Genomic DNA, 18237 nt, shown 5'->3' on the forward strand with positions numbered 1-18237 from the left:
AAAGTGCGGCTACGGCGCTGCCACGTCGACTTCGTGCTGGTGACTGGCGCGGGTAATCTCAATAGGGTTCTTCATAACGATTTCGCGATGCGGGAACGGGATTGAAATGCCGGCTGCCTTGAACGCGTCCCACAGGGCCATGAGTACTTCGCCGCGAACGTTTGTCAGTCCGTTACTCGGGTCGGAAATCCAGAATCTCAGCTTGAAATCGAGCGATGACGCTCCAAAGCCTGCCATCCAGCAGACCGGTTGCGCGTATGTGCTCGCAACCCGAGGAATGGCTTTGGCGGCCTCGATCGCGATGCGAGCAACCTCGTGTGGATCGCTGTCATACGAGGTTCCGAAGCTCACCTCGATGCGGACATAGTCACTGGAAAATGACCAGTTCACGACCTGCTGCGAGATGAAGTCCTCGTTTGGTATGAGGTACTCCTTGCCATCTCTCGTGATGACGGAGACGAAGCGGGAGCGCAAATCGCGGATCGAGCCGAACGTCTCTCCCAGTGTGATCGTGTCGCCCGGTTTTATGGATTTATCGAGAAGGATAATGATTCCGGAAATGAAGTTGGAGACGACCTTTTGCAGGCCAAACCCGACACCGACCCCGACAGCCCCTGAAAAGACAGTTAGTGCCGTCAGGTCGATGCCTGTTGCAGACAAGGCAATTGTACCCGCAAACACCATCAGTCCAATCTTGACCAGTTTGCTGATGAGGACCTTCAAGGATGGGTTGAGATCGGCCGATTTTTGTATCCAGTTCGACGACATGTTGCCGACCAAAACAGCCAGCCAGATCAACGCACCGGAAAGGACGACGGTTTTTAGGACGACCAGCATCGAAAGGCGAGCGGTGCCAAGATTGACGGCAATGCCATCGAGTGCCGTCAGTAGGACTTGGTCCAGCCCCAGCGCATAGAGGGAAAAGTAGAGCCACCCAGCCACGGCAACGATACGGGCCAGCATATGATTTCTGATTATGCGCGTCAGCACGGCGATGACGAACCACGCCGCCACGAGGGTCAAGGCCGTGGCTACCAGCCATCGGTTCGAGGGCCATCCAAATTGCAGCAAGACGGCGTCCACAACCCATAGCCATACGATCAAGAAGAGCCACCGCAGCCGCCGCATGAAAGCGATGACGACACGAAGGAGATCTGGATTTCCCTTGATGGTGCGCGCACGCGATTCCAATGCCGGTTCGATCCGCTTTGCCAGGAATCCGGAGAGCAGATAACCAACAACGATCAGGGCGGACTGATAGAGTGTCCACTCATTCAGGAAGAAAGCCTGCAGCCAATATTCGACAGCGTTGACCGCCTCTGCGAACTCCATCGTCTTTCTCTCGTGGTTCTCCAAGATTAACCGTTAGAGGTCGGGTTTTGTTCAGTCCCGATGACGAGGCAATTTGATGCGCGATAATCAAATCGCACTCGGATTATTGAGGCGGGTCGGTTGTGATAGAACTGGTCGGTGTCACCAAGCACCTGCAGCAAGGGATTGAGCGACCGCTTCCGGGTGAAGACGGATCCGCGGCTTCCAGTCGTTTAACAGCACGCTGGACGTATTTCACCCTCTCATTCAGGGTCAGCAGCGACGCCTTTGATCCAAAAGCTTTCCTCAGTGCCGGATCGGCGGGAATGGGAAGGTCGCGCCTGGAGCGCACTGGCTGTAGCCGGTGGAAGTGCACGTCAATCAGCCGCTCATACGCTGGGCGACCAGCTTCGTTCCGCGTGCTCTTTGCCAGCGTGGCAATAAGCTCGCGCTCCAGTCCGCCAGTCGCAAAAAGCCGCGGGCGGGCGTCGAGCTGTGCCGCGCTGCCTGGTTCAATATAGAGGTTGAGGGCCGTGCGGGCGCTGTGTGCGCTGAGCGCATGGAGCAGCGGGCGCTTGCGGGTGCGTTTCTCCTGCTCGCCGTCTTCCGTGCGCTCGTGCCACGGCTTATTCTCGGGGCGACGCTACTATTCATCTTCGCCGCTTCCATTCATCAGCTCGCTGCGAGCCGCGGCATGGGGACGCTACGGTGGACTTACCTGTCCGGTTTTCTTGCCGCACTCTGCGGTGGCTATTTCGGGGCGGGGCTGGGCCTCGTCCTGATGTCGTTGATCGTGCTGGATAGTGAGAAGAATTTTCGCGCGGCGCTTGTGCTGACAAACTGCGCCTCGGCAAGACCGGAAGCCAAATCCATCTCGGAGATGGAGTGACAAGCGTTAGCCGCATGTGGACGAGTTCGCTGCCGATCACGGACTGACAAAGGCCCAAAGCAAAGCCATCGTAGAGACGGTCTTCTCTCAAATCACCGCTGCTGCACTTGCAGTGAGCGAGACGTCAATTCCCGGCTTTGACAAGTTGAAGGTGAAGGATGACGGGCGCGACGATCAAGGTTGCCGCTGCAAGGAAAGTAACCTTCACGCCGGCAAAGGCGCTCAAGGATGCGCTGAACAAGTAAGCGACCAGCCGGTAAGCCTGGGCAGGGTCTGTCGAGAACGCACAATACATGTTGCGAAAAGCGGGTATCTAAACTGGCTCCGGCAAGTTGCGCTGTGCGTTCTGTATGAAAAAGCCGGCGCTTCCAGGGGACAGCGCCGGCGATCGGGCAAGCACTTGGCAACTGTCTATGCAGCGCTAAGCTTCTTTTCGCAGCGGAGCAGCATGCCGTAGAGATCGCGAGGGTCGTCTGGATCGGCGAGGAGATCCAATTCGGTGAACATTCCAAGTTCGCTAATCTTGTCTCGGACGTAGCGGAGTGCGGAGAAGTCCTCGATGGCAAAGCCCACGCTGTCGAAGAGCGTGATCTGGTCCGCGCTTCGGCGGCCTTCCGTCTCGCCGGTCATGACCTGCCAGAGTTCGATGACGGGATGTTCGGCCGGCAGCTGCTGGATTTCGCCTTCGATGCGCGTCTGCGGCGGATATTCGACGAAGATGTCCGAGCGCAGAAGGATGTCCTTGCTGAGTTCGGTCTTGCCTGGGCAGTCACCGCCGACCGCGTTGATGTGGGCACCAGGGCCGACATGATTGTCGGAAAGGATCGTCGCGTACTGCTTGTCTGCGGTGACGGTGGTGATGATGTCGGCGCCCGTGACGGCTTCCTCGACGGAGGAGCACTCCTCGATGGTGAAGCCGAGGCCAGCGAGGTTGCGGGCACATTTCCGGGTGGCTGCCGTGTCGATATCGTAAAGACGAAGCTTGTCGATGCCGAGCAGCGACTTGAAGGCGCGGGCCTGGAATTCGCTCTGTGCGCCATTGCCGATGATGGCCATGGTGCGGGCGTTCGGGCGGGCCAGGTACTTCGCCGCCACGGCCGAGGTCGCCGCGGTGCGCAGCGCGGTCAGGATCGTCATCTCGGTCAGCAGCATCGGGTAGCCGTTGCCGACATCTGACAGGACACCGAAGGCGGTCACGGTTTGCCGGCCGTCGCGTGTGTTCTTCGGGTGGCCGTTCACATATTTGAAGCCGTAGAGCGTGCCGTCGCTGGTCGGCATCAGTTCGATGACGCCTTCCTCGGAATGGGAGGCGACGCGCGGGGTCTTGTCGAAGACCGGCCAGCGGCGGAAATCTTCCTCGATGACGGCAGCGAGTTCCGTCAGGAACCGGTCGATGCCAACCTTCAGGACGAGCTTCATCATGTGGTCCACGCTGACGAATGGAACCACGTTCAGTTTCGGATCAGTGTTCATTTTCCCTCCAAACCAAAGAACAATCGAAATCAGCCCGAGATAGTCGGGCGATCCATCACCCGCTTGCCCATCAGGCTGGCGACGAGATCGACGAGGAGTCTTGCGGTCTTGCCGCGCTCGTCGAGGAACGGATTGAGCTCGACGATGTCGAGGCTGGTCACAAGGTCGCTGTCATGGAGCATCTCCATGATCAGGTGTGCCTCGCGGAATGTCGCCCCGCCCGGCACCGTGGTGCCCACGGCCGGCGCGATGTCGGGCTCCAGAAAGTCGACGTCGAAGCTCACATGCAGCAGCCCGTTTGCGGCGCTGACCCGTTCCAGAAAACTCCGGACAAGCACGGCCACGCCGTGCTCGTCGATCACGCGCATGTCGTGGACGGTAATGCCGGTCTTCCGGATGGCGGCCCGTTCGGCGGGATCGACGCTGCGGATGCCGATCATGCAGACGTTTTCTGCAGGAACGCGATGGGTGAGCGCGGGGAAATAGCCGGTAAAGCCGGGCTGGCCGATATAATAGGCGACCGGCGTGCCGTGAAGGTTGCCGCTGACGGTCGTCTCAAGACTATGAAAGTCGGTGTGGGCATCCAGCCAGAGGACGAACAGCGGCCGGCCGAGCTCGGCGGCGCGCCGTGCAAGACCTGGAACGGTGCCGGCGGATATCGCGTGATCGCCTCCCAGGAAGATGGGCATGCCTGTCTTGCTGTGCTCGTAGGCCGCGGCTGACAGCGCCTCCACCCATGCGACCGTTTCACCGAGGTGATGTACCGCCGCGTTCGGGTGCGGCATCTCTTCGAAGGCACGAGGTGTGAGATTGCCAATGTCCTTGACCGTATGGCCCAGTTCCTCCAGCGCCGTGCGAAGGCCGGCGATGCGAAGGGCGCTCGGCCCCATCTCACATCCAAGCAGCCCCGCACCAATTTGCAGGGGCGCACCGATCAACGTGCATTCCATGACTTACTCCTATTGACGTTGTCTAACTGTAGGATTCCTCTATGGCAGATTGAATATTGAATTTTGGCATCGCGGAATGCCAAACTGTCCATAACGGCAAACCCGGAGATCAAATTGGAATGGATGAGCTTGATCGGAAGATCGTAACACTTCTTCGGGGGAACGGTCGCAGGAGTGTTTCGGACCTCGCCCTGGAGAGCGGGGCGTCCCGCGCAACCGTGAGGGCGCGCATTGAGCGGATGGAGCAGGACGGGACGATCCTCGGCTATACCGTGATGCTGCGCGCCGACGCCCTTGAAGATGTCGTTCGCGGCGTCATGATGGTCGAGATTGAAGGCCACGTCACTGATCGCGTGATAAAGACCCTTGGCGGCTTTCCGGAGATTTCGCAGATCCATACGACGAACGGTCGGTGGGACCTTCTGGTCGAACTCAGCGCTTCAAATCTCACCGACTTTGACGCTGTCTTACGCAAAGTCCGACTAGTGCCGGGAATCACTGGGAGTGAAACGAGCCTACTATTATCCACGCCCCGTTCCACACGAGCGAAGCTATAGGCGATTCGATCGAATTGGGTGCTTTCGCACGAATAATATTCAGGAGCCAAGGTCGATCCGTGTTGTAACCGGCGGCCATCTTTGTCCAGGATACGGCCTCGCCATCGAAGTTGGCGATTTGGATCCCCGGTTTGCAGGCGGGCCGGCGATGTCTGGAAAATGGTGCGTCCAATCGTGGCTGCAGCGGGAATTATCCGCAAGACATTCGGCTCGATGGGGGCGCCAGGCGATATCCACCCCACTTCACCTCAGCGCCCAATTCGGCCCCTTCGGCGGGCGGACTTCAACAGTGCGAGGTGCGGCTCGATCCCGTCAGGCATCGGGTCAAGCGGAAGGGTTGTACCGGATCGCGCGGCCGGCGGTGCGGTGCGGCGCCTGGCCCAGGATAAGTCGTGCGGATGATGGAGTTGTAGCGCAAGCTAATAAAGGAGTATAATTTGAAGATGAAACAATAGATTGTGAGCGCGATGCCGGCGGGAGACCGCGCCACCTTTTCTTATCCCGCTCGCCAATGGGTGAAAAGCCCATGTTTCGGGAGGAAGAGATGAAGCGAAGGACCCAGATTGAGGGAACAACCTCGCGTCGCAGATTTCTGAGCGGCGCGGTCACCGCGGGTGCGGCGGTAATCGCCGCACCGAGTGTCGTCAAGGCTCAAGGGCCGATCAACATGCGCTGGCAGAGCACATGGCCCTCCAAGGATATCTTTCACGAGTTCGCGCTTGATTTCGCCCAAAAGGTCAACGACATGACCGGCGGTGACCTGAAGATCGAGGTGTTGCCGGCGGGCGCCGTCGTGCCCGCCTTCGGCCTGCTCGACGCGGTCTCGCAAGGAACGCTCGACGGCGGCCACGGCGTGCTCGTCTACCACTACGGCAAGCAGACAGCATTGGCGCTCTGGGGCTCCGGACCGGGCTTCGCAATGGACGCCAACATGCTTCTGGCGTGGCATAAATATGGGGGAGGCAAAGAACTTCTCGCCAAGCTCTATGAGTCCATCGGCGCCAATGTCGTTTCGTTCCCATATGGGCCAATGCCGACACAACCGCTCGGCTGGTTCAAGAAACCGGTCGCCAAGGCCGAGGATCTCCAGGGACTGAAATTCCGCACTGTCGGTATTTCGATCGATGTCTTTACGGGTCTCGGGGCCGCCGTCAACGCGCTGCCGGGCGGTGAAATCGTCGCGGCATTGGATCGTGGCCTGCTCGACGCGGCCGAGTTCAACAACTCCTCGTCCGACCGGGTGCTTGGTTTCCCGGACGTCTCGAAAATCTGCATGCTGCAAAGCTATCACCAGAATGCGGAGCAGTTCGAAATCATGTTCAACAAGACAAAATTCGACTCGTTGCCTGAACAGATGAAGGCAATCATCTCCAACGCCGTCGAGGCCGCTTCGCAGGACATGGCGTGGAAGGCGATCGATCGCTATTCGAAAGATTATGTGGAGATGCAGACGACCGACAAGGTCAAGTTCTACAAGACGCCGGAAGCGATCCTCAAGCGGCAATTGGAAGTCTACGACGAGGTTGTAAAGAAGAAGGCGGCGGAAAACCCGCTGTTCAAGGAGATCCTCGAGTCCCAGCTTGCCTTTGCGGAGCGGGCGACGCGATGGGAACAGGACAACGTCGTCGGCCGGAGATTGGTGTTCGATCACTATTTCGGCAAGGATGGAGTGGCGAAGGAGTTCTGACGCGTGGTTCGGCATCATCGGGCGGAGATCCCGGTGATGCTTCGGACCAAGATATGCGCCATCTGGGGGCACGCGCGTGAACGTTCAGCATTTTCTGCTCAGGGTCGATGCAATCAGCGTGTGGGTCGGAAAGGCCGCGGCCTGGCTGATCATCGGACTGATGACGCTCGTCTGCGTCGAGGTCTTCAAGCGTTACATCATGAACGCGCCGACTGCGTGGATATTCGACGCCAGCAACATGTTCTACGGCACCTTATTTATGCTTGCCGGTGCCTATGCACTGGCGCAGAACGCCCATGTCCGCGGTGACTTTCTCTACAGCTCGTTCAGGCCGCGGCTACAGGCCGGGCTCGATCTGGTCCTCTACATCTTCTTCTTCCTGCCAGGCGTCGCCGCTCTCGTTTACGCGGGCTACGACTATGCCGCGCTTTCGTGGCGGATCGGCGAGCATTCGACCGTGACGGCGGAGGGACCGCCGATCTACTATTTCAAGACCGTCATTCCGATAGCAGGTGTCCTCGTGATGCTTCAGGGACTGGCCGAGATCATGCGCTGCATCGTCTGTCTGAGGACCGGAGAATGGCCGAGCCGCCTCAAGGATGTCGAGGAGATCGACGTCGTCGCCGAGCAGCTTGCGCATAGCGACTACATAGACGCGGAGACGCGCGAAGCCGCGATCGGGCGCGCCCAGGATATCGACAGGGCGGCGCGGCAACGCGGCCTGGGGGGAGACATCGAGACGTGAGCGATCCGTTCCTCGGGCTGACGATGCTGTTCCTCATCGTGATCGTCATCATGATGGGGTTTCCGACCGCCTTCACTCTGATGGGGCTGGGCATGCTGTTCGGCTTTTATGCTTTCTACAATCCGGCCGAGCACTGGATCGACAATCGCGTCTTCGACCTGATGGTTCAGCGCACCTATGGCGCGATGACCAATGACGTTCTGATCTCCATCCCACTCTTCGTGCTGATGGGTTACGTGATGGAGCGTGGCGCGCTGGTCGACAAGATGTTCTACAGCATTCAGCTTTCTTTCCGGCGGGTGCCCGCGTCGCTTGCCGTTGCGACGCTCATCGTCTGCACGTTTTGGGGCATTGCGAGCGGCCTCGTCGGCGCGGTGGTGGTGCTGATGGGGGTTATTGCGATGAACCCGATGATGCGTGCTGGCTATGACGTGAAACTCGCGTCGGGCGTCATCACAGCCGGAGGAACGCTGGGCATTCTGATCCCGCCATCGGTGATGATCATCGTCTACGCGGCAGTGGCGGGGCAGTCGGTCGTCAAGCTCTATGCCGCTGCGATGTTTCCCGGCTTTTTCCTAGCACTCCTTTACCTCGCCTACATTCTCGGGTGGGCGATGATCAATCCGAAGATCGCACCCGCCTTGCCGGAGGAGCAGACAAGAGTTCCGGTACCCGCCTGGATGAGGAGCTTTGAGGCGCTCTATTCGCGCAACATGCCAGCCGGGCTGCTTTCCGCGCTGTTCTCGCCATCGCGGGCGATGGCGATCGAGACCGAAGAGGGCCGCCTCAGCTATTGGAAGCTGACCAAGAATGCCTGCGCCGCCTTGGTACCGTTCTCGCTGACCGCGTTCACGCTGGCGCTCGTATGGTGGTATGTCGTCATCCATCCGCGGGCCTCCGCCGAGGCAGAAGCGCCGGAAGGGCTGGAGGAACTCGGCGCGCCGGCGCTCGATGCGGGACCGGCGGCCGTCGATGGGCCGGCAACGAGTTTCTACGTGACGTTCGGCATCATCGCGGCCATCGCTACGGTCGTGCTCGTCCGCTACTACCGCAACATGACCGCCGATCGCCTGCAGGTCGTGAAGCTTCTGGTCTCCTCGGTCATGCCGCTCGGGATCCTCACTGTCGTCGTGCTCGCCGTGATCCTGTTCGGGATCACGACAGCGACGGAGTCCGCGGCCGTCGGCGCCGCCGGGGCCTTCCTATTGGCGTTCCAGGCCCGGACGCTCAACTGGAAGCGCACCAAGGAAGCGGTGTTCCTGACCGCGAAGACGACGGCGATGGTCTGCTGGCTGTTCGTCGGATCGGCGCTCTTTTCGGCCGTCTTCGCCATCCTCGGCGGCCAGGCACTCGTCGAACAATGGGTGCTGGCGCTCGACCTGACACCGTTGCAGTTCATGATTCTGTCGCAGGCGATCATCTTCCTTCTTGGCTGGCCGCTCGAATGGACGGAGATCATCATCATCTTCGTGCCGATTTTCCTGCCGTTGCTGAGGCACTTCGATATCGATCCGGTTCTCTGGGGCGTCCTCGTCTTCGTCAACCTGCAGGCGGCGTTCCTGTCGCCGCCAGTCGCGATGTCGGCCTATTATCTCAAGGGCGTCTCGCCACCGCAGGTTACCCTCAACCAGATCTTCGCCGGCATGATGCCCTATATGCTGATCGTCATCCTTTGCATGGTCATCATGTATGTCTGGCCGGGCATGACACTCTGGCTTCCGACCTATCTCTACGGCTAGAGACATTGCCGTCCGCGGCGACGAAAACCGGTGCGCGATGTCTCGCAAGCTTCTCGAGCTCTTGGCGAGACATCACTCTTTCCGGATGGTGATGGTTGGTGATGTGACGATAGCGGAACTCGTCCGTATGCGGCATCTTCAGCGCTTGCTGAAGTGTCATGATGCCAAGCGGTATTCGCCCGCCGACGCGTGCCGCGGCGACTTCGATGATCTCATGCATTTTGTGTTTCTCTCCCTTTTGCGGAAGGAAGCATGCCGATGTTTAGGGGCAAATTGATGGCGTCGTGCCAGACCGGACGCTCGGATGCGTCGATTGCCGTTGATCGCGCCATCGGTCAACCCGCACGCATGGCGACGCCAAGGGCGACATCTATTCCCTCCCTTGAGAACCTCACTGGCTCCTCCCGTGCCGATAAACTTGCGGGCGAGGCAAAGGCCAATACGCTCGACGGCGGCGCCGGCAACGACGTGCTGTCGGGTGGGGCGGGAAATGACCGCCTCATCGGCGGGCTCGGTTTCGACGATCTCTACGGCGGAGCTGGCAGCGGCCGCTTTGTCTTCAGATCAGTTAAGGGGCACGGCGCATCGGCCACAGCGACGGACACGATTTTCGCCTTCTCGCAGAAGGACAAGGAGGTGATCGACCTTGCTGCGATTAACGCGAACCTGAAGATGCGGTTTGAGGCGTGAGTGCTCCTCTGTTTCGACAGGGGATGAGCCGCCGTCCATCCAAATGACTCAGTGCCACGCCGGTGAAGGCCCGCCTCGAATTCAAGGTTGTGCGCAGTAGAAGCGCTCCGCGCGGCAGATCACCGACGAGAGGCCACGCACTGTTCCGATGGCGATCCGGACAGTGCGTGGCGAAACGGCTTCAACTATGAACGATACTGTGCCGCAAGGGTCCTCAAGGCCTTGGTGAACAGGCTGACATCGATGCCGACGCCGACGAAGTTGGCGCCGGCGTTCTTGCAATCCTCGATGAGTGCGCTGTCGGCCGACAACACGCCTGCGATGCGGCCGGCGGCCCGTATACGGCGGAGCGCATCCAGCACCGCCTCACGCACCGGTGGCGCCGAAACGTTGCCGAGATAGCCCATGTCGGCGGCCAGATCCGACGGTCCGATGAAGACACCATCGACGCCCTCAATGGCCAGGATGTCGTCGAGGGCATCCAGACCACGCCTGCTTTCGACCTGCAGGAGGACGAGTATCTCGTCATTGGCCGTCGCAAGATAGTCGGGGATGCCACCGAACTTCGAGGCCCGCGCCAGGGCCGATCCGACACCGCGGAAACCTTTTGGCGGATAGTTTGCCGCGCGGATGCAGCGCTCGGCCTGCTCAGCGCTTTCAACCATCGGGATAAGAAGGTTCTGGGCCCCGATATCGAGCGCCTGCTTGATACGGGTCGGATCGTCATCCGGTAAGCGCACGACCGCAGCGCTTTCCTTGCCGTCGAGGATGGCAAGCTGCGCCATGATCGAGCGGACGTCGTTGGGCGCATGCTCGCCGTCGATCAGCAGCCAGTCGAAACCGGCGGTGGCGGCCATCTCGGCCGCATAGGGATCGGCAAAGCCGAGCCAAATGCCGTGCAGGCATTCTCCTGCCTTGAGGCGGTTTTTGAAATGGTTGGAGGGTGCGGGCATGGAGAACCTCAGAATTTCAACGAGACGCTGCCGAAGGGACCGAAATCGGCTTCGAAGATGCTGCCGGGCGGGGCCTCAAGCGGGCGGATGAACGAGCCGGAGAGCAACACCTGTCCGGCTTCTATGCCCTGGCCATATTGGGCCAGTCGGTGAACCAGCCATAGTATGCCGGTCACCGGATCGTTCAGCACGCCGGCTCCCAGCCCGGTTTCCTCGACGATGCCGTCCCGTTTCACGATCGCTCCGATCCAGCGTAGGTCGAAGACGCCGATCGCATGGCGCTGCTTGCCGAGCACGATGCCGGCATTCGCGGCATTGTCGCTGATGGTGTCGGTGATGATCCGCGTCTTTCCGGAAGTGGGGTCTGCCCGCAGGATGCGCGTATCGAGTATTTCGAGGCTGGGTGCCACGGATTCCGTTGCTGCCAGCACGTCCTCTCGGGTGACATGCTCTCCCTTGAGAGGCGCTTTCATGAGAAAGGCGATTTCGGCCTCGATGCGAGGCTGGATGAAACGCCCGGCAGGGATCCGCATACCCTCATCGAACAGCATATCGTCGAGGAGAACGCCGGAATCCGGTGTTTCGATGTTGAGCGCCTGCTGCATGGCGCGCGAGGTCAGGCCGATCTTCCAGCCGATCACCTTGCGCCCGGCCGCGCGCTTGCTGTCGATGAGGGCGGCCTGGATCGCATAGGCGCCTTCAAGGTCGAGATGCGGATATTGCAGCGACAGCAGGCCGATCTGGCGACCGCTGGTCTCGGCCTGAAATAGAGCTTCTGCGGCTTCCTGAATCTGCTGCGGTGTCATTCGTCTGCCACTCCGTTGCGCAGCAGGCCGATGCCCTCCGCCTCGATTTCGACGATGTCGCCGGGGCGCAACCAGATCGGGGGATCGAACCTTGCGCCTGCGCCGGTGGGCGTACCCGTTACGATGATGTCGCCCGGCTCCAGCCGGGTGAAGGTGGAGATGTAGGCGATCTGGCGAGCGACCGGGAACAGCATGCGGCTGGTGCGGTCTTCTTGGCGCACCTCGCCATTGACGCGCGTGACAAGGCCGATGTCGAGTATCTGCGCCGCATCGGTGAAGGGGACCAGCCACGGCCCCATGCTGCCGGAAGATTGCCAGTTCTTGCCCTGCGTGACATTGAATTTGGCGTGGCGCGTCCAGTCGCGGATGGTGCCCTCGTTGCACAGCGTGAGGCCCGCTATGTGGGAGAGCGCCTCATCTTGAGGAATACGGCGGCCGGCCTTGCCGATGACGATCGCGATCTCGCCTTCGTAATCGAGCTGCTCGCTTTCCGCGGGACGGATCAAAGGCGAACCGTGGCCGGTGAAGCTGCTGGCGAAGCGCGGGAACAGCGACATGTTGGTGGGCGCGGCTTGCCCGTCCTTGTACTCAGCGTTTCGGTCGGGGAAGTTCACACCGACGCAGATGATCTTGCCTGGATCGGGAACCGGAATCTGCAGCGTGTAGGCGCCGTCGGCGTGGCTGGGTTGACGGCCGCGCGCAGCGTCGAGAACCTGCGCGACGGCACCGGCACCGGCAGCGATTACGTTGCGCAGGGTCGCCCATTGCGGAAAGTCGCAGGACAGTGCAAGCACCCCGCCGTCGACGGTTGCCCCCCAATAGCTTCGGCCATCTGCCGTGAATGTGACGAGGTTCAATTTCCACTCCTGAAATTGCCGGAAGCCTGGCGCCGCGCTGCCCCGTGGAATTTCGATGCAGCTTCAGCCCAACTTCGAGGGTTAAATTTAACTTGATATATAACATGTTATATGCTTTGTGAATAGCCATCGCTTGCGGCGGTTCGGTGGGGCAGGTTCATCATTCATGAACACACCACCGGTCGCCGCAAGCTCCACGCCTGAAGCCAAAATCTGGGAGGACAGGAATGCTTAAATCAATTCAATGGGTTGCCATCGGCCTGACGGCTGCTTTCGCTATTGCGGGCAGCGCAAATGCGCAGCAGACGGACACTGTGGGCGCCATCAAGGCGCGCGGACAGCTCAACTGCGGCGTTTCCACTGGCGTACAGACCGGCATGAGCACGCTTGACGCCAGCGGTAATTGGGCTGGTTTCGAGGTGGATTTCTGCCGTGGTCTGGCCGCGGCCATTCTTGGCGATGCCAACAAGGTCAAGTATGTCCCCCTCGACATCAAGACCGCGTTCACCACGCTGCAGTCCGGAGGCATCGACCTTCTGGCGCGCACCGCCACAGCGACCTTCCTTCGGGATGTCGAGATGAACCTCTCCTGGGCTGGCGCCTATCTGTACGATTCCCAGGGCTTCCTCGCACGCAAGTCGCTCGGCGTGGGAAGCGCGCTGGAGCTTGATGGGGCTTCAATCTGCGTTTCGGCCGGCTCCAACTACGAGCAGAACCTTTCGGACTACTTCCGCAACAATTCCCTTTCCTTCACGCCGGTCGCCGCCAATTCGCGCGACCAGAACGAGAAGAACCTGATCGAAGGGCGCTGCGACGTCTACGCCAACGTTCTGAGTGCCCTGGCTGCGGCGCGCTCCAAAATGCCGAACCCGGATGAGTGGGTCGTGCTGCCGGAGATGATCTCCATGGAGCCGATCGGCCCGGTCGTGCGTCAGGACGATTACCGCTTCCAAGACGTGGTGGCGTGGGTGCTCAATGCCCAGATCGCTGCCGAAGAATATGGCGTGACCTCGAAGAACGCGATCGAGATGCGTGACACCTCGCCCTCTCCGGAGGTGCAGCGCCTGCTCGGCAAGACCGGCGACTTCGGCGCTAAGCTCGGCCTCGACAATGACTGGGCGCTGAACACGATCCAGACGGTCGGTAACTACGGCGAGATGTTCTCCCGCCATCTGGGCGACGAAAGCCCGGTCAAGCTCGAACGCCGCCTGAATGCGCTGTGGAAGAATGGCGGGCTGCTGCACACCCCGCTGATCCGCTGATAGGTCGATAGCTTCTGTCGCGGGCGGCTACGGCCGCCCGCGCACGGTCCCTCGCTATGCGGGGGCGCCTCAGGGTTCATTCAAAGGGATCAAGACATGTCCGGACAGCCGACATCTCTCGCGACTGGGTATGGTGGCATTCTCGAAAGTACCGCCGTGCGGCGCTGGCTGGTGCAGCTTCTGATCGTCGCTGCGCTGGTTACCGTCGGTTATGTGGCGCTCGGCAATCTGAAGGGCAATCTGGCGCAGCGCGGTTTGTCGCTGGGCTTCGATTTCCTGCGCCAGGAGGCGGGCTTTGAGATTTCCTTCTCGCTGATCCCGTTCTCGGCCAGCGACAACTACATGCGCGTGTTCCTGGTCGGGCTGACCAACACGCTGCTGGTCACGATACTGTCTATAGTGCTATCCACCATCCTCGGTTTCATCGTCGGCATCGCGCGCTTGTCCTCGACCTGGGCCCTTTCGAAGACAGCTGTTCTCTATGTCGAAATCGTGCGCAACCTGCCCCAGCTTCTGCACATCATGCTGTGGTACAATGTTGCGCTTCGCAACATGCCTAGCCCCAAGCAGGCCGCCGGCCTGTTCGACGTGGCGTTCCTGACCAATCGCGGCATCTACATTCCTGCCATCCATTCCGACCGCCCGCTTTTGTGGGTGATCAGTGTAATCTGCGCGATCGCCGCTTCCATTGCGCTCTATGTTTCGATCACACGCCGCTCCGACGAGATCGGGCGTCCGCTCAATGCGTGGTTGCCGTCTCTGGCCGCACTGGTGCTTCTGCCCGTTGCCGTCGTGTTCCTCTCGGGCAGCACCCTTTCCATCGACATGCCGCAACTGAAGGGTTTCAACTTCATCGGCGGATGGGTTTTCGTACCGGAGCTCAGCGCGCTCGTCTTCGCCATGGCGATATACAACGCCGCCTTCATCGCCGAACTTGTCCGGGCTTCCATCGAGGCCGTCAATCGCGGCCAGAGGGAGGCGGCAGCAGCCATCGGCTTCGGCTGGTCGCAGACACTGCGCTACATCATCATCCCGCAGGCCCTTCGAGTCCTTATACCGCCGCTCGGCAACCAGTACCTCAACATTCTCAAGGGCTCCTCCCTTGCCGTGGCCATAGGTTTCCCCGATCTCGTCGGCGTGTTCACCGGCATCACCATGAACCAGACCGGCCGCGCGATCGAGATCGTGATGATGACCATGGGGACCTATCTGCTGATCGGTCTGGCCATCACGGTTCTCCTGAACGTCTTCAATCATATGACCCGGATCGTGGAACGATGAGCGCAGTGCTGTCCCCCATCAGAACCGAAGGCCGGTCCGTCTCAGGCCGGATGCTCGATTTCGCAAGAACGAATCTGTGGCCAACGCATTGGGCCCTGGTCGTCAACCTCGTCGTGCTGACGGCGCTTGTCGCTATTGTCGCGAACATCGTGCCATGGGCGCTGTTCGACGCCACATGGACGGGCACCAGCCGTGCCGACTGCGCCGCAGGCGGAGCTTGCTGGGCCTTCGTGCATGAACGCTGGCCGCAGTTCGTCTACGGCTTTTATCCCGAAGCAGAGCGCTATCGCGTGAACATGGCTTTCGCGACGCTCGCTGCCGGCATCGCGGCGCTGCTCATTCCGGGCACGCCCGGCAAACGCTGGATCGGGGCGTTCATGATCCTGATCTATCCGTTCTTCTGCGCGGGGTTGCTGCTTGGCGGTTTCGCCGGCCTTCCCTTCGTACCCACGGACCGCTGGGGCGGGCTGATGCTGACCCTCGTGCTGGCAGTCTCGGGCATCACGTTGTCGTTGCCGATCGGGGCCGCGCTGGCACTTGGCCGGCGAAGCGAAATGCCCGTCGTGCGCTGGCTGTGCATCGGCTTCATCGAATTCTGCCGGGGCGTGCCTTTCGTCACGGTTCTGTTCATGGCTATCGTGATGCTTCCCTTCTTCCTGCCGACCGGTATGAAACCCAATGCGCTGGCGCTCGCCGTTGTGGGCATCATCTTCTACGAAGCCGCCTATATGGGCGAGGTCATTCGCGGGGGGCTGCAAGCCATTCCGAAGGGACAATACGAGGCCGCCAAGGCCATCGGTCTCGGGTTCTGGCGGACGATGGTCTACATCGTCCTGCCGCAGGCGGTGAGCAAGGTCATCCCCGGTATCATGAACACCACGATCTCGCTCCTGAAGAACACCACGCTGGTCATGGTCGTGGGGCTGTTCGATCTGCTCAACATCGTCACCGCCGGCGCTTCGGACCCGAACTGGGCCGGCTCCCAGACGGAAGGCTATTTCGTCGTCGGGGTGGTGTTCTGGCTCATGAGCTTCTCGCTGTCGCTGTACAGCCGCAGCATCGAAACCAAACTGAAGAAAGCGGATCAACGATGACAGGCAAGCCTTCGCAGCAAGCCCCCCTGCTCAACCTGCGCCACGTCAGCAAATGGTACGGCAGTTTTCAGGTGTTGAACGGTATCAACCTGGAGGTCACAGCCGGCGAGAAGATCGTCATCTGCGGGCCTTCGGGTTCGGGAAAGTCGACCATCATCCGCTGCGTCAACGGGCTGGAAGGGTATGAGCGCGGCGAAATCCGCGTGGGCAGCGATCTGGTGCGCCATGACGGTGCGGGGATCGAGAAGATCCGCCAGCGCGTCGGCATGGTGTTTCAGTCCTTCAACCTCTTTCCTCATATGACCGTTCTGCAGAACCTGACACTCGGACCGATCAAGCTGCGCCACAAGCGCAAGGCGGATGCCGAAGCCGCCGCGCTCGATCTTCTGAAGCGCGTTCATATCGCCGAGCACGCACACAAATATCCCAATCAGCTTTCCGGCGGCCAGCAACAGCGCGTCGCCATCGCGCGGGCTTTGGCGATGGAGCCCGAGGTGATGCTCTTCGACGAGCCAACCTCGGCGCTCGATCCGGAAATGGTGAAGGAAGTGCTCGATGTCATGACGGAACTCGCCCAAACCGGCATGACCATGGTCTGCGTGACCCATGAAATGGGCTTCGCCCGCGCGGTCGCCGACCGGGTGGTCTTCGTCTGTCAGGGCCAGATCACCGAAGTGGCAGACCCCGACGCCTTCTTCACCGCCCCGCAGACCGAGAGGGCGCGGCAGTTCCTCCAGCAGATCATTCACTGAAGGCCGAGAGCCAATCCAAAGAGTGTCCGACATGACAGCGCTTCCCCAGACCGAATTTCCCTATCGCCTGAGACTTCCCGGCCCGACCGCCATTCCCGAAGCGGTGCGGCTGGCTGGGTCGCGACCGATCATCAATCATCGCGGCGCGGAAATGCGTGTCATTCTGGGTGAGGTGCAGGAGATGCTGCGCCCGCTCTTCGGGACCACACAGCCGGTGATCCTGCAATCCAGTTCCGGCACCGGTGCGATGGAGGCGGCGCTCGTCAACGTTCTGGCGCCCGGCGAGAAGGTCCTTGCCTGCGTCAATGGCCAGTTCAGCGAACGTTTCGCCAAGATCGCGGGCGCCCTTGGTGCCGAGGTCGATGTACTCGACATCGAATGGGGTAAGGCGCCGGACCCGGAAGCGGTGCGCCGGCGTCTGGGCGGTGGCGACTATCGCGCTGTCCTCGTCGTTCATAACGAAAGCTCGACCGGCGCGCTGGCGGACCTGCGTGCCCTGGGCGACGTTACCGCCAAAACGTCGGCGCTTCTGGTGGTCGACAGTGTCAGCGGCATCGGCGGCGCGGAGATGCGCCAGGACGACTGGGGCGTTGACGTCATCGCCACCGGCTCGCAGAAGGCCCTGATGTGTCCGCCCGGCCTTGGCCTGCTCAGCCTGAGCGCAAAGGCGCGCGCCGTGGTGGAGCGAGACGATCGCTGCCCGCGTTTCTACTGGGATCTGCGCAAGGCGTTACCGGTCGTCGATCAGAACGAGACGGCCTTCACGGCGGCAGTCTCGCTCGTGCAGAGCCTGCATGCGGCGTTGCGCCTCATGCATGAAGAGGGCATCGAGCGGGTCTATGCGCGTCATCTTCGCCTGTCGAAAGCTATGCGCGCCGGTTTCGTGGCACTTGGCCTGGAAGCCTTCGGCGACCCTGCCTGCTACTCGCCTACGGTGGTGGTGGGTGGACTGCCAGAAGCCATCAAGGGCGGCGATGTCGTCAAGTACATGCTGGAAACCTACAACACCGCCATCGCCGGGGCCCGCAACAAGCTACAGGGCCGGGTCATCCGCATCGGCACCATGGGGGCGTTTTCCATCGGCGATGTGATGACGGATCTGCTCTATCTCGGCCGGTCCCTGCAGGCGCTCGGCCATTCCTGCGATCCGGACGCCGCGGTCGCCGCCGCCCTTTCCGCCAATCGCTGAAC

17 protein-coding genes and 1 pseudogene are annotated in these 18237 nt (G+C 60.8%); 12 read left to right on the forward strand and 6 right to left on the reverse strand.

Features of this window, described 5'->3' with window-relative positions:
• Window positions 1–9: 9 nt before the first annotated feature.
• Window positions 10–1332 (reverse strand): mechanosensitive ion channel domain-containing protein, encoded by a 1323-nt coding sequence (locus IB238_RS21550; protein ID WP_192251951.1) that lies wholly within the window; start codon window positions 1330–1332, stop codon window positions 10–12.
• 343 nt (window positions 1333–1675) lie between these two features.
• On the opposite strand from IB238_RS21550, the gene IB238_RS21555 reads away from it, so the two are divergent.
• Window positions 1676–2200 (forward strand): hypothetical protein, encoded by a 525-nt coding sequence (locus tag IB238_RS21555; RefSeq protein WP_192251954.1) that lies wholly within the window; start codon window positions 1676–1678, stop codon window positions 2198–2200.
• Window positions 2201–2216: 16 nt separating this feature from the next.
• Window positions 2217–2445 (forward strand): annotated as a pseudogene (locus IB238_RS21560) (HU family DNA-binding protein).
• Between the two features lie 166 nt (window positions 2446–2611).
• Here the strand turns inward: IB238_RS21560 and ocd are convergent.
• Together ocd and rocF are read right to left on the reverse strand one after the other, a co-directional pair.
• Window positions 2612–3673: an ornithine cyclodeaminase gene (ocd, locus tag IB238_RS21565; protein ID WP_192251957.1), complete on the reverse strand. Its 1062-nt coding sequence runs from the start codon at window positions 3671–3673 to the stop codon at window positions 2612–2614.
• Window positions 3674–3702: 29 nt separating this feature from the next.
• Window positions 3703–4623, reverse strand: a complete 921-nt coding sequence (gene rocF, locus IB238_RS21570; RefSeq protein WP_192251960.1) for an arginase — start codon at window positions 4621–4623, stop codon at window positions 3703–3705.
• A 119-nt stretch (window positions 4624–4742) separates the two neighbouring features.
• On the opposite strand from rocF, the gene IB238_RS21575 reads away from it, so the two are divergent.
• The 5 genes from IB238_RS21575 (at window position 4743) to IB238_RS21595 (ending at window position 10041) form a co-directional block, all read left to right on the forward strand.
• Window positions 4743–5180 (forward strand): Lrp/AsnC family transcriptional regulator, encoded by a 438-nt coding sequence (locus IB238_RS21575; RefSeq protein WP_192251962.1) that lies wholly within the window; start codon window positions 4743–4745, stop codon window positions 5178–5180.
• Window positions 5181–5724: 544 nt separating this feature from the next.
• On the forward strand, window positions 5725–6867 hold the full coding sequence (locus IB238_RS21580; protein WP_192251965.1) for a TRAP transporter substrate-binding protein: 1143 nt from the start codon (window positions 5725–5727) through the stop codon (window positions 6865–6867).
• A gap of 76 nt (window positions 6868–6943) precedes the next feature.
• Entirely contained in the window at window positions 6944–7612 is a 669-nt protein-coding gene (locus tag IB238_RS21585; protein WP_192251968.1) for a TRAP transporter small permease subunit, read from the forward strand.
• Window positions 7609–9351: a TRAP transporter large permease subunit gene (locus IB238_RS21590; protein WP_192251970.1), complete on the forward strand. Its 1743-nt coding sequence runs from the start codon at window positions 7609–7611 to the stop codon at window positions 9349–9351. The genes IB238_RS21585 and IB238_RS21590 overlap by 4 nt, the downstream gene beginning before the upstream one ends.
• A gap of 258 nt (window positions 9352–9609) precedes the next feature.
• Window positions 9610–10041, forward strand: coding sequence for a calcium-binding protein (locus IB238_RS21595; RefSeq protein ID WP_210333672.1), 432 nt, complete (start codon window positions 9610–9612; stop codon window positions 10039–10041).
• A gap of 185 nt (window positions 10042–10226) precedes the next feature.
• Here IB238_RS21595 and IB238_RS21600 read toward each other — a convergent pair whose 3' ends face one another.
• Genes IB238_RS21600 through IB238_RS21610 form a run of 3 tightly spaced genes read right to left on the reverse strand, consistent with a single transcriptional unit; the run spans window position 10227 to window position 12657 of the window.
• On the reverse strand, window positions 10227–10994 hold the full coding sequence (locus IB238_RS21600; protein ID WP_192251976.1) for an HpcH/HpaI aldolase/citrate lyase family protein: 768 nt from the start codon (window positions 10992–10994) through the stop codon (window positions 10227–10229).
• Window positions 10995–11002: 8 nt separating this feature from the next.
• The gene (hpaH, locus tag IB238_RS21605; protein ID WP_192251979.1) at window positions 11003–11800 is read right to left on the reverse strand and encodes a 2-oxo-hept-4-ene-1,7-dioate hydratase; all 798 of its coding nucleotides are present in this window, start codon (window positions 11798–11800) and stop codon (window positions 11003–11005) included.
• A complete protein-coding gene (locus IB238_RS21610; RefSeq protein ID WP_192251994.1) occupies window positions 11797–12657 on the reverse strand; it encodes a fumarylacetoacetate hydrolase family protein in 861 nt (286 codons plus the stop codon). Before IB238_RS21610 ends, hpaH begins: the two co-directional genes overlap by 4 nt.
• Window positions 12658–12884: 227 nt before the next feature.
• Here IB238_RS21610 and IB238_RS21615 point away from each other — a divergent pair, with 227 nt between their 5' ends.
• The 5 genes from IB238_RS21615 (at window position 12885) to IB238_RS21635 (ending at window position 18235) form a co-directional block, all read left to right on the forward strand.
• Window positions 12885–13919, forward strand: a complete 1035-nt coding sequence (locus IB238_RS21615; RefSeq protein ID WP_192251997.1) for an amino acid ABC transporter substrate-binding protein — start codon at window positions 12885–12887, stop codon at window positions 13917–13919.
• A 96-nt stretch (window positions 13920–14015) separates the two neighbouring features.
• Complete coding sequence (locus tag IB238_RS21620) at window positions 14016–15200, forward strand: ABC transporter permease subunit (protein ID WP_192251999.1); 1185 nt, start codon at window positions 14016–14018, stop codon at window positions 15198–15200.
• Window positions 15197–16294 carry an amino acid ABC transporter permease gene (locus IB238_RS21625; RefSeq protein ID WP_192252002.1) on the forward strand — a complete coding sequence of 366 codons (1098 nt, stop codon included), beginning with the start codon at window positions 15197–15199 and terminating at the stop codon, window positions 16292–16294. Before IB238_RS21620 ends, IB238_RS21625 begins: the two co-directional genes overlap by 4 nt.
• Window positions 16291–17046, forward strand: a complete 756-nt coding sequence (locus IB238_RS21630; protein ID WP_192252005.1) for an amino acid ABC transporter ATP-binding protein — start codon at window positions 16291–16293, stop codon at window positions 17044–17046. Before IB238_RS21625 ends, IB238_RS21630 begins: the two co-directional genes overlap by 4 nt.
• Window positions 17047–17077: 31 nt before the next feature.
• Window positions 17078–18235: an alanine--glyoxylate aminotransferase family protein gene (locus tag IB238_RS21635; protein ID WP_192252008.1), complete on the forward strand. Its 1158-nt coding sequence runs from the start codon at window positions 17078–17080 to the stop codon at window positions 18233–18235.
• Window positions 18236–18237 lie beyond the last annotated feature (2 nt).

Source organism: Rhizobium sp. ARZ01, from assembly GCF_014851675.1.
Lineage (GTDB): Bacteria > Pseudomonadota > Alphaproteobacteria > Rhizobiales > Rhizobiaceae > Mycoplana.

Bases quoted from the DNA above. Each gene is read 5' to 3' on its own strand.
- IB238_RS21550 (WP_192251951.1), bottom strand. From the start codon at position 1,332: ATGGAGTTCGCAGAGGCGGTCAACGCTGTCGAATATTGGCTGCAGGCT.
- ocd (WP_192251957.1), bottom strand. From the start codon at position 3,673: ATGAACACTGATCCGAAACTGAACGTGGTTCCATTCGTCAGCGTGGAC.
- rocF (WP_192251960.1), bottom strand. From the start codon at position 4,623: ATGGAATGCACGTTGATCGGTGCGCCCCTGCAAATTGGTGCGGGGCTG.
- IB238_RS21575 (WP_192251962.1), top strand. From the start codon at position 4,743: ATGGATGAGCTTGATCGGAAGATCGTAACACTTCTTCGGGGGAACGGT.
- IB238_RS21580 (WP_192251965.1), top strand. From the start codon at position 5,725: ATGAAGCGAAGGACCCAGATTGAGGGAACAACCTCGCGTCGCAGATTT.
- IB238_RS21595 (WP_210333672.1), top strand. From the start codon at position 9,610: ATGTTTAGGGGCAAATTGATGGCGTCGTGCCAGACCGGACGCTCGGAT.
- IB238_RS21600 (WP_192251976.1), bottom strand. From the start codon at position 10,994: ATGCCCGCACCCTCCAACCATTTCAAAAACCGCCTCAAGGCAGGAGAA.
- hpaH (WP_192251979.1), bottom strand. From the start codon at position 11,800: ATGACACCGCAGCAGATTCAGGAAGCCGCAGAAGCTCTATTTCAGGCC.
- IB238_RS21615 (WP_192251997.1), top strand. From the start codon at position 12,885: ATGCTTAAATCAATTCAATGGGTTGCCATCGGCCTGACGGCTGCTTTC.
- IB238_RS21620 (WP_192251999.1), top strand. From the start codon at position 14,016: ATGTCCGGACAGCCGACATCTCTCGCGACTGGGTATGGTGGCATTCTC.
- IB238_RS21625 (WP_192252002.1), top strand. From the start codon at position 15,197: ATGAGCGCAGTGCTGTCCCCCATCAGAACCGAAGGCCGGTCCGTCTCA.
- IB238_RS21630 (WP_192252005.1), top strand. From the start codon at position 16,291: ATGACAGGCAAGCCTTCGCAGCAAGCCCCCCTGCTCAACCTGCGCCAC.
- IB238_RS21635 (WP_192252008.1), top strand. From the start codon at position 17,078: ATGACAGCGCTTCCCCAGACCGAATTTCCCTATCGCCTGAGACTTCCC.